Source organism: Flagellimonas baculiformis (assembly GCF_033441575.1).
Lineage (GTDB): Bacteria > Bacteroidota > Bacteroidia > Flavobacteriales > Flavobacteriaceae > Flagellimonas > Flagellimonas baculiformis.
The window spans coordinates 307,016-323,241 of the sequence record NZ_JAUZVW010000001.1 but is presented as its reverse complement, the minus strand read 5'-3'; the positions used below and the strand labels follow the sequence as shown (position 1 = coordinate 323,241).

Annotated in this window: 13 protein-coding genes; 7 read left to right on the top strand and 6 right to left on the bottom strand. The window is 42.6% G+C overall.

All coding sequences use genetic code 11. The features are described from left to right. Nucleotides 1-3,072, bottom strand: coding sequence for a SusC/RagA family TonB-linked outer membrane protein (locus SD450_RS01485; RefSeq protein WP_318342885.1), 3,072 nt, complete (start codon nucleotides 3,070-3,072; stop codon nucleotides 1-3). A gap of 349 nt (nucleotides 3,073-3,421) precedes the next feature. On the opposite strand from SD450_RS01485, the gene SD450_RS01480 reads away from it, so the two are divergent. The 7 genes from SD450_RS01480 (at nucleotide 3,422) to SD450_RS01450 (ending at nucleotide 12,425) form a co-directional block, all read left to right on the top strand. Continuing rightward, on the top strand, nucleotides 3,422-4,561 hold the full coding sequence (locus tag SD450_RS01480) for a glycoside hydrolase family 43 protein (RefSeq protein ID WP_318342884.1): 1,140 nt from the start codon (nucleotides 3,422-3,424) through the stop codon (nucleotides 4,559-4,561). Between the two features lie 459 nt (nucleotides 4,562-5,020). Next, nucleotides 5,021-6,043: a helix-turn-helix domain-containing protein gene (locus SD450_RS01475; protein ID WP_318342883.1), complete on the top strand. Its 1,023-nt coding sequence runs from the start codon at nucleotides 5,021-5,023 to the stop codon at nucleotides 6,041-6,043. A gap of 512 nt (nucleotides 6,044-6,555) precedes the next feature. Next, on the top strand, nucleotides 6,556-8,964 hold the full coding sequence (locus tag SD450_RS01470; RefSeq protein ID WP_318342882.1) for a TonB-dependent receptor: 2,409 nt from the start codon (nucleotides 6,556-6,558) through the stop codon (nucleotides 8,962-8,964). Between the two features lie 4 nt (nucleotides 8,965-8,968). Continuing rightward, nucleotides 8,969-9,811: a DUF4249 domain-containing protein gene (locus tag SD450_RS01465; RefSeq protein ID WP_318342881.1), complete on the top strand. Its 843-nt coding sequence runs from the start codon at nucleotides 8,969-8,971 to the stop codon at nucleotides 9,809-9,811. 163 nt (nucleotides 9,812-9,974) lie between these two features. Continuing rightward, nucleotides 9,975-11,000, top strand: a complete 1,026-nt coding sequence (locus SD450_RS01460; RefSeq protein ID WP_318342880.1) for a glycosyltransferase family 9 protein — start codon at nucleotides 9,975-9,977, stop codon at nucleotides 10,998-11,000. Between the two features lie 5 nt (nucleotides 11,001-11,005). Beyond that, complete coding sequence (locus tag SD450_RS01455; RefSeq protein ID WP_318342879.1) at nucleotides 11,006-11,599, top strand: phosphatase PAP2 family protein; 594 nt, start codon at nucleotides 11,006-11,008, stop codon at nucleotides 11,597-11,599. 97 nt (nucleotides 11,600-11,696) lie between these two features. Further along, complete coding sequence (locus SD450_RS01450) at nucleotides 11,697-12,425, top strand: phosphatase PAP2 family protein (protein WP_318342878.1); 729 nt, start codon at nucleotides 11,697-11,699, stop codon at nucleotides 12,423-12,425. A gap of 43 nt (nucleotides 12,426-12,468) precedes the next feature. Here the strand turns inward: SD450_RS01450 and SD450_RS01445 are convergent, their stop codons facing one another. From SD450_RS01445 to SD450_RS01425, 5 genes are all read right to left on the bottom strand, one after another. Beyond that, nucleotides 12,469-13,290 carry a helix-turn-helix domain-containing protein gene (locus SD450_RS01445; protein ID WP_318343086.1) on the bottom strand — a complete coding sequence of 274 codons (822 nt, stop codon included), beginning with the start codon at nucleotides 13,288-13,290 and terminating at the stop codon, nucleotides 12,469-12,471. Between the two features lie 97 nt (nucleotides 13,291-13,387). Next, nucleotides 13,388-14,221, bottom strand: coding sequence for an SDR family NAD(P)-dependent oxidoreductase (locus SD450_RS01440; protein ID WP_318342877.1), 834 nt, complete (start codon nucleotides 14,219-14,221; stop codon nucleotides 13,388-13,390). A 148-nt stretch (nucleotides 14,222-14,369) separates the two neighbouring features. Next, nucleotides 14,370-14,738, bottom strand: a complete 369-nt coding sequence (locus tag SD450_RS01435; protein WP_318342876.1) for a nuclear transport factor 2 family protein — start codon at nucleotides 14,736-14,738, stop codon at nucleotides 14,370-14,372. Nucleotides 14,739-14,759: 21 nt separating this feature from the next. Continuing rightward, on the bottom strand, nucleotides 14,760-15,599 hold the full coding sequence (locus SD450_RS01430; RefSeq protein ID WP_318342875.1) for an alpha/beta fold hydrolase: 840 nt from the start codon (nucleotides 15,597-15,599) through the stop codon (nucleotides 14,760-14,762). A gap of 48 nt (nucleotides 15,600-15,647) precedes the next feature. After that, the gene (locus SD450_RS01425; RefSeq protein ID WP_318342874.1) at nucleotides 15,648-16,202 is read right to left on the bottom strand and encodes a TetR/AcrR family transcriptional regulator; all 555 of its coding nucleotides are present in this window, start codon (nucleotides 16,200-16,202) and stop codon (nucleotides 15,648-15,650) included. Nucleotides 16,203-16,226: the final 24 nt, after the last annotated feature.

Genomic DNA, 16,226 nt, shown 5'->3' with positions numbered 1-16,226 from the left:
TTAGAAAGTTACATTTAATCCAAATAAATAATTTCGTGTGGATGGTACGTTGGTGCCGATGGTCGGGATATTACCGGAAATCAAACCTGCTGTGTTTATAGCAGCATTTTGACGGGTTCCATCATTGTTCACCCCAGAATTTGTGATTTCTGGATCCAGCCCCGATTCATCGTGGAAATCGGAGAATAATACAAATGGGTTTTGTACTGTGCCGTATATGTATAGATTTTTGGCTCCAATTGCCTTGATCACATCAGGGTCAAATCTATAGCCCAAGGTCATAGCACGTACTTTCAGGTAAGAGCCATCAAAATACCCCAAGGTGCTACCATATTTTGGGCGATCCCCTCCTATGCCCCCTGGTGCAGGATATTTGGCGTCCGTGTTGGTCGGGGTCCAATAATCCACATTAAGGTTGTTGCCCCTACCATTGAGCCTATTGGTGTTACCGTTACTGCTATGTAGTGTACTGACCAAGATACCTCCACTCTGAAAGGCACCGACCATGCTCAAATCAAAATTCTTATAGGCCAAGCGGGTATTGAAACCACCTCGGAAATCCGGAGTTGGGTCTATTACTACCCTGTCATCAGCATTGATCTGCCGAACAGGGGACCCATCCTCATTGAACTCACCTGTATATCGAACCCGAATCATACCTAGATTACCACCTGGTTCAAATTGTTCAAGAAATTCAGCGCCTTCATCATCGGCGTTCCACAATCCCAAACGTTCATGATCGAAAATAACGCTAAGGGGTTGACCTACAAACCAAAGGTTACCTAAATCTTCTTGTTGACCGGATGCCAATTCCACGATCTCATTTCTGTTGGTATACAAGTTGATACCTATATCCCAAGTAAAATCGGGAGTTTGGACTGGAGTGGCATTCAATGCTATTTCAACACCATTACTCTTTGTCTTACCCACATTGCTGGTTATGGAGGGTACACCAGCAGTACTGGGTAGGCCAAGGTTAAGAAGTATGTTGTTAGTTTCGGTTGTATAATATTCCACTGTTCCAGAAAGTCGATTATTGAACAGACCGAAATCAATACCGTAATTATAGGTTTGCGAAAACTCCCACCTTAAGTCTGTATTGGGCAACAGAGTCACCACAAAACCATTTGAATAGGTATCCCCAAAATTGTAAGCAGGACTGGTGCCACCACTGTTTAGTCGTCCTTGTACTGAGAAAGGATCAATGGCCTGATTGGAGGTTTCTCCATAGCCTGCCCTTAATTTTAATAGGTTGACTGCATCAACACCATCCATAAAGGCTTCATTGGCAATGTTCCAACCCACGGATACAGCGGGATAGGTGTACCATTTGTTCCCGGGTGCCAATCTGGAAGACCCGTCCGACCGTATGGTAGCGGTAAGCAGGTAACGGTTGTCATATTCATATAACACCCTTCCCATCAAGGATAGCAACCCCCATTCAGTATAGCCTGTATCGTAATCCAATACATCATCCAATAAAGCGGAATCTGTATTGTACCACAGGTCGTTTTCATCCGGAATATTTTGGACTCGTATAAAAGAATTGTCAAAACTATTCTCTTGAGCTGAAAAAAGCCCTACAAAGTTCACTTTGTGCTTATCGGCAAAGGTGCGGTCGAAAATCAATTGGTTCTCAACTACGTAGTCCCGTGTAAGACTAGTGCCGTAACTGGCCGAATTAGGTTGATCCGGATTAAAACTAAAGACACCCTCGCCCGTAAAGTTGCCATCCCTGCTCGTCCTTAGGTTGAGACCAAGGTTAAGGCGAAACTTTAGGCCTTCAACAATAAAGGGCATTTTAAGTTCACCGTAAACATTGTTATAGGTGCCAAAATCCAATTGTTCGTTCACTCTTCTATCCCCGATTCGATTGGCCTCATTTCTTGTAATGATAAAGCGCTGATCTTGGCCATCCGTAAGCCTTACGGATTCCAAAAAGTTCCCATTTTCATCATAGGGACTCAAAAGAGGTGATGCATCGTAAACCCCTCCTGGATCTATTATGCTGTTGGTAATACTGTAGTTCATCACTGAGTTTACCCCATAGCGAAATAATTTGCCTACCTCTTGGTCCAGTGAGAACCGTAGGGAATATCTCTGATAAGTGTCGCCGGGAACAGGGGAAGTCTCTTTAAAGTAACCCATCCCCACATTATAGGTGCCATTTTCAGTACCTCCCTGAACACTGATATCGTGTGCGGTTTGAAGCGATGACCCAAACAATAAATCTTGCCAATCGGTATCATTTTCAAGGCTTTCATCGTTTCCGGTAGGGGCTCCTGTACCATTGGCAGCGGCAATCTCACGCAATTCCAATAGTTGGGCCGTATTCATCACGGGAAGTTTGGCAAACACTTCCTTGGTACCATAATAGGAATTGTAAGAGAACTGTGCCTTTTGTCCCTTTGTGCCTGATTTTGTGGTGATGATAATTACCCCGTTGGCACCCCTGGAACCATAAATGGCCGTGGCCGAGGCATCCTTTAAGATATCCAAGCTCTCAATATCGTTTTGGTTGATATCACTGAGTCCCCCGGAGAAAGGAATACCGTTCAATACGATGAGCGGGTCGTTGGATGCTGTAAGTGAGCGTACGCCACGAATTTGAATTTGCGGTGCAGCTCCCGGCCGTGTACTGGTCGAGGCAATGTTCACACCAGCGGCGCGTCCCACAAGTGCTTGGGTGAAATTGGCACTTTGCACCTCGTTCAGTTCCTCTCCCTTGATGGATACCACAGAACCTGTTATCGATTCTTTTCTTTGGGTACCATACCCAATGATCACAACTTCATCCAGTTGTTGGGTGTCCTCTGCCATCTGAACGTTCACGGTAGATCTTCCATTTACCGCAATCGTTTGAGGAACAAATCCAAGATAACGAAACTCAAGGGTGGCATTGGAAGCCGCTTCGATCACATAATTCCCGTCAAAGTCCGTGGTTGTTCCATTTGTCGTGTTCTGCACAATAATGCTTACCCCGGGAATAGGTGCGCCCGACCCATCGGTCACAGTACCGGAGACCGAAACGGTGTTCTGAGCAAAAGCAGTCGTGCAAAAAACAAATAACAAAAAGCTTGTTAGGTACAAATGCAATGGTGTGGACCATTTGCCCTTTGTAGAAACAAATAATGGTTGTTTAGTCATGTTACTAAGTTTTGATTCTGTTTAGTTAATTACTTCAATTATGGCAAAAAAGTGCTCATATTTTTTTGAATGTGTTAAATATACACAATATATTTGTCCACGCAATCGGTTGCGTTAAATTTTTTCAAATTTCCATGTTAAAATTAGTCTGCTATATTTATTGAAATGGTTAAAGCGCTGATAAACAGGTTTGTATATTTTTATTAATTTAAAGCAAACGATTGTAATTAAAGAAGAATGATTATTTTTAATGAATTAACTTTCCTTGTATCTTATGAAAAACACATTTTCCACCCACAAAAAATACATTATAAGGAGTATTTCTCCTTTTTTCTTGCTATCTGTAGTTGTTTTGGGAGTTTTTGGCTGTAAGCGTCAAAAGGAAACTCCCGCTGAAACCAATACTGAAACTGATAGTGTAAGTGTAGCGGACACCATCGGAACGACTCCCGATACAGTTTATACATTGTCATCCGAATTGTACACCGCAGACCCTTCGGCCCATGTGTTCAATGGAAAACTATATGTTTATCCTTCCCACGATTTTGAGTCAGGTATTCCCGAGGACGATCTGGGGAGCCATTTCAACATGGAGGACTACCATGTGTTTTCCATGGATAGTGTAGGAGGGGAGGTGACCGATCATGGTCTGGCACTGCACGTAGATGATGTGCCCTGGGCCGGAAGGCAGATGTGGGCCCCCGATGCCGCCCATAAAGGCGGAGAGTACTTTCTCTATTTTCCCGTAAAGGACAAGGAGGACATCTTTCGAATAGGGGTGGCCAAAAGTACCACGCCCGAAGGGCCGTTCAAGGCCATGGACAAACCCATAGAGGGAAGCTACAGTATGGACCCTGCAGTTTTTGAGGATACCGATGGCAAGTATTATATGTACTTTGGAGGTATTTGGGGCGGTCAACTCCAGAGATGGAGGAATAATGAATACCATGGTGAAGATACCTATCCCGCAGATGATGCTCCTGCACTTTCCCCCAAAGTTGCCCTGTTGGCCGATGACATGGCCAGCTTTGCCGAGGAACCCAAGGATGTGATGGTACTTGATGAAAACGGGGATCCCATTACCACAGGGGATAATGATCGAAGATTTTTTGAGGCCGCCTGGGTACATAGATATAAGGACAAATATTATCTCTCCTATTCCACAGGGGACACCCATAAAATTGTGTATGCCATAGGGGACAGTCCTTATGGTCCTTTTACCTATCAAGGCGTGATTTTGGATCCTGTTTTGGGATGGACCAACCATCATTCCATTGTGGAGTATCAGGGCAAGTGGTGGTTGTTCTTCCATGATAGCTCCATGTCGGGCGGAAAGACCCATTTGAGAAGTGTGAAAATGACGGAGCTTACCCATAATCCGGACGGAACAATACTCCGACTAAATGCGTTATGACCTCCTCCCAAAATTAGGTGCCGATCATAACTAGAGAGTCCGGGCTGTTTTTATTTATTTTTTGGGACGACACTCGGTCCTGTTAGGGATTAAAATGGCCTGGTTTCTGTGTTTTACAAATATTGAGGATGATTGATTCTCCCATTTTCAATGGGTTTGGCAATTGAAAGGCTGGATCTATACATCGGCTCAGGCGAAATTAATATTTAGGTGAATTATATCTTGGTGCTCACGGATCCCTATACTCCAATTGGATTGTTTTTGTCAAGATTGCATTTTGATCATCGATATTTTTCATAAAACAAGAAGTCCACCCCAAATAAAATAATTTGGATTGGACTTCTTCTAATTAGACTCGTGGCGGAATGTTAAATTTTGGTATTTTTTAATAAATTTTCAATCGATATTCGTTTTTTATTGAATTATTTTAGCCTATTCGAAGAAAGTGCTCCATTATTTATGTTGGAAATAATTCAAATCATCGCCCTTATCCAGGGCTTGTTTCTTTTAACTGTTCTGCTCGTCAAACAAGAAAGCTACAAGCGGGTAAATTTCTTACTGCTTCTCGGATCCATTATTGCAATGCTATTGAACATCGTTGGAGATGATGATTTCAACCTGTTTTTTTCCAATGCCAACTGGTACTTTTTCCAATCCCCATTGATCATTACCCTCTTCTTTTTACTGATAAAGTATCACCATTCCCAAAAAGATAAATTTCAACCTAAGGATTTTCTTTATTTTATTCCATATGTGTTTTTTATCACGCTGCAAATCATAGATGATGTTAGCGGACTAGGTCAGAACATATGGGTAATAATAGGGGAAATTCTGGCAGGTGTAACCCTATTGCTCTATTTAGGATATACCATCTATACGATCATCAAGAACAAAAAGGAACGATGGATGCTATTTTTTATAGTGCCCTATGCCATACTGAACCTAATTGATGAAGTTTCATTTATCATTACAAAAAGTCATGATAATTTTTCCTTCTTGGAAAGTTATGGCATTATTGGAATATCAGCAGTTCTTCTCTACATGATCCTATTTAAGCTGGTCGTGTCCCCTACATCCGTACTTCCAAAGGCCGACATCAAGTCCTATAAAACTTCAAGCCTTAGCAAATCCAAGGCAGAGGTTTATAAAAGGGAGTTTCTGAAGCTCATGGACAAAGAGAAGCTTTATATCAACAGCAATATCACGGTCAACCAAGTAGCACAACGAATGGGGATTCCCAGACAGTACCTGTCTGAAGTCTTGAACGTGTATTTAAAATCCAATTTTCAGGACTACATGAACAAGTACAGGGCCGAAGAATTTGTGGAATGTCTCAAGGATGAAAAGTTCAAGAATTATTCCATCATGGGCATTGCCAACGAAGTGGGTTTTAAATCCAAATCCTCTTTCAACACCACCTTTAAAAGAATTTACGGGGTAACGCCCAGTGAGTTTAAAAAGACATTGGCTTCGGCTATTTAGACTTTGCCTTTAGTCAGTATTCCTCACCGAAGGATTACGTCCTATTTCGATTTCAAAGACCTCTTGAAAACCAAAGAAGCTTCCCGTTCTTCCGGATGCTGAATTATTTCCAAGGCTACAATTGCAAATGCCGATAATGGGGCAGCGTTGATGAAGGCTATTTGGAATCGATAGCCCCATCTAGTAGTGCCCAAGCTGCAACGGGGTTGTTTGCATTTCCATGCTTTTTGGTCCAAAACTTCAATCTACCAATCCTCACCACTCCAAAAACAAAAAATAGGTCCAAATGGTACTATTGGCGTTTTTCCAGGTACGGAAAGCGCATTTAGAACCTTTTCAAGCCATCCAGTCCATATAATACATTTCGCTAATAATCAGTCAAATATACCTATCTCAATAACAAACAAGTACTGAAAGCGTATTCAAGACCTACTTCATTTTAATCGCCTTGGATGCAGTTCTACTTTTACCCCGGTTGAATGAAAACCTTAATCAAAAAACTTCTAACAATTATGACAAAAACAAAGCGATTAAAACCCTTTAGGTCCAAAAAAAGGCAGGCCTTATTGGTGGTGATACTGTTGTGTCCAGTATTCTTTTTTGCACAGACCAAATATACCATCAGCGGTGTGGTCAAGGATATGGCCAACGGTGAAACCCTCTTGGGGGCAACTGTTCTTTTAAAAGGTACTTCCATTGGAAGCACGACCAACGAATATGGTTTTTATTCCCTCACAGCGCCTGAAGGCGACTATACCTTGACCATTTCCTTTTTGGGATTTACAACTTTTGAACAGGATATAAACCTTAGCGCTGACCAAAAGTTCGACATTGAGCTCAAAGAGGATGCCGCTCAATTGGATGAAGTGGTCATCACCGCCGAAGAATCAAAGAAAGTGGACCTCCAGACACCACAAATGAGTGTGGCAAAACTCTCGACCAACGAGATCAAACAGATACCTGTTGTTTTGGGCGAGGTGGATTTGATCAAATCCATTCAATTATTGCCTGGTGTTACCAACGCGGGCGAAGGAGCATCGGGCTTCAATGTACGAGGAGGTGCAGAAGACCAAAACCTAATCCTTTTGGATGAAGCGATTATTTACAATGCCTCTCATTTGTTTGGTTTTTTCTCCGTGTTCAATGCCGATGCCATCAAGGATGTCAAGCTTTATAAAGGAGGTATTCCTGCGCGCTTTGGAGGACGGGTCTCCTCCGTTCTGGATATACGTCAAAAGGACGGGAACAGTAAGGAGTTTGAACTCACTGGGGGCATTGGTGCCATTTCCAGTCGTTTGGCGGCGGAAGGGCCCATGTTCAAGGACAAAGGTTCGTTTCTAATGGCCGGTAGGGCTGCCTATGCCAATATATTCTTGGCCTTGTCCGGTGAGGACAGTAGGGCCGGATTTTACGATCTGAACCTGAAGACTAATTATGAAATTGATGAAAAGAACCGGCTGTACCTATCCGGTTATCTGGGCAATGACAATTTTAATCTGGCAGGATTTTTCACGAATTCCTACGGAAACCTTTCAGGCAACTTGCGATGGAACCATATTTTCAACAACAAGTTATTCTCCAATACATCCTTGATATACAGTCGCTATAATTACAATTTGGAAATACCCATTGAAGGAATCGATTGGGCCTCGGATATCAGCAATTATAATGTGCGCTATGATTTGGGGTATTATGCCAGCGATAAATTAAAATTTGATTTTGGGGTCAATGGTATCTACTACAACTTCAATCCGGGCAAACTCAACCCGTTAAATGCAGAATCGGGTGTCAATCCAGAGAAATTGGACAACAAATTTGCCTTTGAAGCCGGGGTGTATGCAGGTTTGGAACATAAAATTTCGGATTGGCTCACCGCGCAATATGGCTTACGGTTCAGTTACTTCAATCGCTTGGGGGAGCAGACCTTAAACAATTACGCCAATGATTTACCCGTGGTCTTCAACGAGGAATTGGGTATTTATGAGCGTGCCGACCCAATTTCCAGTACCGCTTACGGGAAGGGAAAAAGCATAGCTACCTTCAATAATCTGGAACCACGGTTTGCCCTGTCGTATCAGCTTAACGAGAAGTCTTCCTTGAAAGCAAGCTATAACCGAATGGCCCAATACCTGCATTTGATTTCCAACACCACATCGGCCACTCCCTTGGATGTTTGGGCACCGAGCGGAAAGTTCATTGACCCCCAGATTGCGGACCAATATGCTGTGGGCTACTTCAGGAATTTCAGGGAAAATATGTTTTCCATTGAAGCTGAGGCCTATTACAAAACCATCGACAATCGGGTGGATTATATCAATGGTGCAGAACTGATAGCCCAAAACACCATTGAGACCGAAATCTTGACCGGGGAGGCCCGAGCCTATGGACTGGAGCTTTTAGTACGAAAGAACAAAGGCAATTTTACAGGTTGGGTGTCGTACACTTTGTCAAAATCACAACAGCGCACCCCAGGCGGAGCAGCGGGCGGATTGGGGCTCAACAACGGGGAATGGTACAACTCCAACTGGGACAGGACCCACGACTTTTCTTTTACCGGAAGTTACAAACTCAACGAAAAATGGCGATTTGGGGCCAATATGGTATTCCAAACCGGACGGCCTGTCACCTATCCCAACGGGCAGTTCGTATTCAACGGATTATCAGTAGCGACGTATTCCGAACGAAATGCGGACCGTTTGCCGGCCTACCACAGATTGGACCTTTCCGCAACCTTGACACCTCAAAAAAACAAGGATAGAAAATGGCAGGGCGAGTGGGTATTTGGCATATACAACGCCTATAACCGAATGAACGCAGCCTCTATTTCCTTTGGCCAAAATCAAGAGACAGGGGTAAATGAAGCCACACGTACTGCCATATTCGGCATTGTCCCTTCCGTAACCTACAACTTTAAATTTTAAAACAATGAAGAATATAAATTTTTATAACATACTATTAGCGCTCCTCCTCCTATTGGGATCACTGAACTCGTGTACCGATGTCATAGACGTCAATGTCCCCAACGGCGGGGCACGATTGGTGATCGATGCGTCCATTAAATGGGAAAAAGGCACCTCTGGAGAAACACAGACCATTCAACTCAGGGAATCAACTGCTTATTTTGATAAGGACCCCGATGTTCCTGTTACGGGTGCAACAGTAACGGTAACCAAAGAAAACGACGGATCAACATTTGTGTTTAGCGACCAGGGCAATGGTAGTTACAGAGCGACCGATTTTGTTCCGGAATTGAATGCATCCTACACTTTGGAAATCATTTATAACGGAAACACTTACACTGCAACCGAGACCTTGATTGCGGCACCGGATATCAATCGAATTGAACAAAGCCTTGAAGGATCGGATGATGACGCTGAAATTCAGCTTCAAGTATTTTTTGACGACCCCGAAGCTGTTGAAAATTATTATTTGGGTGAATTTATTCCGTCCAATTTACCGATACCGTCCCTTGCAGTCATTAGCGATGAATTTACGGATGGCAACGAAAATTTCATTGAGAACGATAATGAGAATTATGTTGCCGGAGCCACTGTGGCTATCAATGTGTATGGAATCTCCCAACGCTATTATGACTATTTGAGCATCTTCATCCAACAATCGGGAAGTGATGAAAACGGGCCTTTTCCAACGACCCCCGTGCAGTTAAAGGGAAACTGCACCAATGTCAACGATCCCAACGAGGAGGTATTGGGTTTTTTTAGGCTGGGTGAATTTGACACGACCTCATATACGATTGAACAGCAATAGGATATAAGGTGGTAAGGGGCAAAAATGCGTATTCGGAATTTTTGATGATTGTTCACGCATCCCGAACCACCTTTATTTTTCCAGCCACTTTCTTCAGATGGATGCTCGAAGTCACAAGGCAATCCGATGGAGGCCCAGAAAGCTTAACACCAAAATTTTAGAAATGGATACATTCATCAACGCCATAGCGAGGAAAGCGTTTGGGCATCTTTCAGGATGTTTTAAAAACAAGATAGGTAAAACTGTCAGTACCAATGATGCCATACAAAGAATCCTCATTTGTAGACCGACTCACAGGCTGGGAAATTTACTGTTGCTTTCACCTTTGGTCCAGGAGTTGGAATCAACATTCCCGAACAGCGAAATCGACCTGCTGGTCAACCATTCCTGTGCCGTCCAATTGTATCAAAATTATGAGAATGTCAACGTCGTTATTGCATTTCCGAAGAAACCCTTCAAAAACCCCATAAAATATCTAAGAACATTGGTTCGGCTCAGAAGGAAGAATTATGATCTGGCCATAAATGCCGTCATGGAATCTTGTACGGGAAGATTGTTTACGGGCATTTCAAATGCAAGGTTCAAGTTCATAGGTAATGGGGGAACGGATAAAAAAGAACCACATATTGCAAAACAAGTAATCTATTCCTTAAGGGAGTTTTTGCCCAGTATAGGGGTCATGCCTAATGATGCGGTGCCGGCCAACTTGGACCTGAGACTTGCGAACGATGAACTCATATATGGTGGCAGTTTGGTGTATGACATCGTGCAGAACGCACAACCGACCATTTGCCTATATCCACATGCCAATGGCGCAGAAAAATGGTGGATTGATCTATACGAACATTTGCGAAAAGCATTTCCAGAAGTAAACATCATTGAAATACTTCCAAAGGAAAACAGCTCTAAGGTTGGTTTCAAGGTCCCTGCTTTGTATTCCAACGATGTAAGGGAATTGGCATCCATGATTGCAAATACGGACGTTTTCATTGGACCCGATAGCGGAGTGATGCAGTTGGCCAGCTCGTCCCTTACCCCAACCCTTGGTTTGTTCTCAGTTACCGAAATGGAGAAATATAAGCCTTACAACGAGGGCAGTGCCGCCGTAAATACCAATGAGGTTGAAATCGATGCCTTGTTGGTACTTGTCAAAAATGCGCTTTATCCAAATCTAGATACCTCTGCTTGAGACCCATGGACAACATCACAATTTTACAGAAAAGTAGCTGCGGTTTTAGAACTGTGGTCGCGCTTGTTTTTTTGGGGACATCACTAAGCTATGGGCAGGTGGAGCCCCTGACTTCATCCCAAAAGGTCCATAAGACCGCAGGCGATGTACTGCTTGTAACCATGCCAGCTTTGGCCATGGGCTCTACCTTTATTCGGCAAGATGGTCAAAAAGGAACCTATCAATTTTCCAAAGCCTTGGCGGGCACCCTTGCAGTTACGTATGGTTTAAAATTGGCCATAAACAAGGAACGGCCAAATGGTGAAAACAACAATAGCTTCCCATCCGGACACACTTCGGTCACCTTTGCCAGTGCTGCATTTGTGCAAAAAAGATACGGTTGGGAATATGGAATTCTTGCCTATCTCTTGGCAGGATATGTGGGGTATACGAGGATCGAAGCAAACAAACATGATGCCGTGGATGTGCTGGCGGGTGCAGCGATAGGTGTTGGCATTGGTTACTTGTTCACCAAACGGTATGAAGGGAAAAAGAAGCTCGGAATTTCTTCAGGCCTTATTGGAAACGACCCAACGATAGTTTTAACCTACAAGTTTTAATGCCTATGGGGAAAGATTACTTAAAAAATAAACTAAAATGCATAAAATACCTGTATTCATGCTATTCCTGTCCGTTTTAATGGTTCAAGGACAAAGCATGTCAGTTGACTCAACGAATTCAAAAGCCCTCGGACAAAGCGTTTCCCTTGATTCAACAAAAAACAAGAAACCCAATGCATTCAATTACAAATCGTTCATCATCCCATCTGTTTTGATCGGGTACGGTGTTATTGGTCAAGAAAGCCCCACTTTAAGGGATTTCAATCACAGGACAAAAAATGAATTTAGGGAGCATGATGATAGGAAAACCAACATCGACGATTTTTCCCAGTACAGTCCGTTTGTATCCGTATATGCCCTAAATGCGATGGGCGTCCAAGGAAAACATAATTTTAAGGATAGGACCATTATTTTGGGAACGGCATATCTCCTTATGGGGGGCTCGGTAAACATCCTAAAGAAAACCACAAGGGTCACCAGGCCGGATGGCTCGTCCACCACCTCATTTCCTTCTGGGCATACGGCCACGGCTTTTATGGGTGCGGAGTTTTTGTATCAGGAGTATAAGGACATATCGGTTTGGTACGGGGTTGCTGGTTATGTGGTCGCTACGGGTACAGGGTTGTTCAGATTGCACAACGAAAAGCATTGGTTGACCGATATTGCCACAGGTGCGGGAATCGGAATTTTAAGCACCAAAATTGCGTATTGGTTGCATCCAATCATCAAGAACACCATTTTCAAGGACAAGGAAAAAACAACAGGAATTGTGATGCCCTTTTATAATGGCAGGGAATATGGATTGGGGTTAACGTTGCGGTTTTGAAGTATATAGAGGCATCAGGTATTTTTCAAGAACTGATATTTTTTCAATTAAACGATGTTCTGAATTGCAAAGGTGTTTTTTGGGTACTCTTTTTGAACATTGTACTGAATGATTGGGGACGCTCATAACCTAAATCAAAAGCGATTTCCTTGACACTTAAATCGGTTGTTGAAAGCAGTTCTTTGGCTCTGTCTATTACGGATTCCTGAATATGTGTTTGGGCGTTTTTACCCGTAACATTTTTCAAAAGATCACTCAAATAATTAGGGGATACGTTGAGCTTTTCCGCAAAAAAGTGAACGGTGGGCAAGCCCAAAAGTGCAGCGTCACTTTTGAGATAGGAATCGATCAATTCTTCCATCTTGGCCACTAAATCGTTATTTATGGCACTCCGTGTCAGAAACTGCCGATTGTGAAAACGCTTTGCATAATGGAGAAGCAAATCAATATGGGAAATTATCAGATCTTGGCTATAATGATCAATATTGTTTTTGAGTTCATCCTGCATTTGATGCATAAGGTTCATCATTATGTTGTCCTCTTTTTCCGAAAGATGCAAGGCCTCGGCAGTGGAATACGAGAAGAACCCATAATTTCCAATGACCTTGCCCAATTCATAATGCCGAATGAGATCGGGTTTGAAGATGAGCATATAACCCGACACTGGGTCATCCGTAGGATTCGTAACCGAAAAAATTTGACCAGGTTTGGTAAAACTCATGACGCCTTCATCGAAATCATAATGACCTTGTCCATATTTGAATTTTCCCGAAGCCCCTTTTTTACAGGCCACACAATAAAAATCATAGAAAAAGTTGCTCCAAATTGTATTGTCATCAAACTTCAGCAATTCAAAATCGATCACACTGATCAAAGGATGATCGGGCTTTGGCAGGCCAAATAAGTTATGGAGTTCAGAAATTGACTCAATTTTATACGGAGCAGCTTTTTTCAAACTTGGATTATTCAAAATCAGTAGCTAAAGATAAGTCTTTCCATTGTTCCATTTCTTCTCTTTCCTTTCTGCGGACTTCCAGAATAGCATGGTAGCTATCGGAACCCAAGGGAAGATGCAAAGGCGGATTGGACATTGCGGTGATTTTAAGCAGCACTTCCGCCAATTTTTTGGGATCACCCAATTGTTGGCCATCAAATCCCGTAAACTGTTCCACCTGTCCATCGAGATTATAGGCGTCAATTTTGTTTTCTGCAACATTGAGTGATTCCTCGCTCATAAAATTGGTGCGAAATGTTCCTGGTGCAAGGATGGTCACTTTTATATCAAAAGGAGCGACTTCTTGGGCAAGGGCTTCCGAAAGTCCGATAACTGCATACTTAGAGGCACTATAGCTCCCATTTCCGGGATAACTCATATAGCCCATCATAGACGCAGTATTGATGATATGCCCGGATTTTTGCCTGCGCAAATGCGGTAAAACGTTTCTAATGACATTGGCCATTGCAAAAACATTTACATCCATTGTCTTCCTGAATTCCGAATCACTTAGTTCTTCGATATTTCCCAAAAGGTTGTAGCCTGCATTATTGACCACAACGTCTATTCGACCAAATTTTTCAATGCCCTTGGAAATCCCATTTTCTACATCCTTTTCATTGGTGATGTCCAATTTTACGGAGAGTAAATTATCCTTATGATCTATAACTTTTTCTAAAAGTAGGTCGGTATTTCGGGAGGTTGCAATGACTTTCCCTCCGCTTTCCAAAGCTGCTTTAGTTATTTCAAGACCCATCCCCTTGGAGGCTCCTGTAATGAACCAAACTTTTTGTGTGCTCATACTATTTGTTTTTTCACAAAACTACAGGGCACATAGATCTATGGAGTTTTCAAATCAAGGATAAACGTTTTTACATCCAAGTTTTTGGGATTTTTTGTTACCGTTAACGGTCTGAGTACACCAACACTTACTTAAAAGTCTCTTTTTTTTATTTATGGTCTTTTAAATCCTTGTGCTCAATTACAAAAGCCATGAGTTCGGCCATTTTGCCATCACGAAACTTCCATACATCACAGTACGAGTATTGAATGCTTTTTCCACTTTCATTCATCACCGTGATTTGGCCCATTGCCGTAAGGTAATCGTTCTCTGCAATCAAATGTTTGACCTCATTTTGTGGTGGTTCAATATATTCAGTAAGCATCCATTTTCGGACCGCTTCCTTTCCATTTAGTATCTGGTCACCTACAAATATCCATTTGGTATCTTCGGTACAGTATTGAAGGAATTCTTCATAATCCCCTTTGGAAACTGCTTCATTTGCTTTCTGTAGAATTATTTTATTTGCTTCTGTCATCGTAGTATTGACTATGTTGCTCTAATTCAAAAAATCGGAGATCGACCCTGCAATTTGTTCGGGTTCCTCCTCTTGAAGAAAATGACCGCATTCCTTTATTTCCACCATTTCATGTTCATGGGCATTATGGGACAGAAAATTATCCAGAATTTCAAAATTGGCGGATGACACAATTCCCTTTGTTGGATTTTTAATTTTGGAATAGGTCTTCTGTTCTGCAATATCTTGGCCAAAGGTCTGGTACCAAGCATTGGCAGCTCTTATGTTATCCTTCTGGTTGTAGTGTTCAAGGTAAACGGAGCGGTCAAAATCACTGATTGCCTTTTTGTTGATGAGTAACTTTTCAAACAGGTGGTCCATCAACAACCCAAAACGTCCATCCAGTAGCTGGGCTGGCAAATCGTTCAACTGATTAAAGGCCACCCACCATGGGTACACAGGAGTCCCTACGGGCAACATGGGGAGTCGATACATATTTTCATCGGGGGGAGGCGTATCCAGAAGAATCAGTTTGTCAATTTTTTCCGGATGATTGACGGCAAACGAATAGGCTACAGTGGCTCCAATATCATGTCCTGCGATATGCACCCTATCGCATCCTAAAGCAACTATCAATTCCACAATATCACTGGCCATTTGCTTCTTGGTATAGCCTTCTTCAGGTTTATCACTATCGCCCATTCCTCGAAGATCGACCGCAATTACCCTATACTTTTCGGCCAACAGAGGCATGATTTTATGGTATGACCACCAGGTTTGGGGCCACCCTGGCAATAAAACCAATGGATTTCCACTTCCTCCTGTGACATAGTGGATGTTTATGCCATTGACTTTTTGAAAGTGACTTGAAAAACTTGGCATTCGTTTTATAAGGTTTGCTGTTGCGTATGGCGTCATATTGATATGGGTTTATTCCTTTAATCCAATGGCTCCTTTAAAGGAGATCCATGCAAAATTCCTACTATCGTTCTTGGCAACATCCCCGGACTCGACGGCATAGATGGCAGTCTCAATGATCGCCCCGAACAAATTAAAAATCCAGGGGATGGTCAGCTCAGGGTTTATCCGTTCGGCCTTTTGAAGTTCTTTGATTAGGTTCAACCATTTTGATTTGACGTTGTCGGATTCAAATTCTTTTTCCCGGTCCAAGTCAGAGAAGTTACTGCGTTCGTAGATTCTTTTAACGAATGCATAATTGGCCCCTTGCTCGATAGCCGCAAAAAGCATATTCCGTACTTTTATAATGGAATCTGGATCACTTTCATAAGCTAGTGTCATCGCCTTGTTACAGCTGACCAGCATTTCGTTTTTGCAGGATTCGATCAAGTCCTCACGATTTTCAAAATAGCGATGGAGCGTTCTCCTGGAAACCCCGGCTTCTTCAGCAACCTTCTCCAAGGTTTCCGAAGGGTTGTTATTAAAACATCTTACTGCAGCAGCAATAATTTTACTTCTGGTATTCATGATGGCACAAAAATAGGAATAATG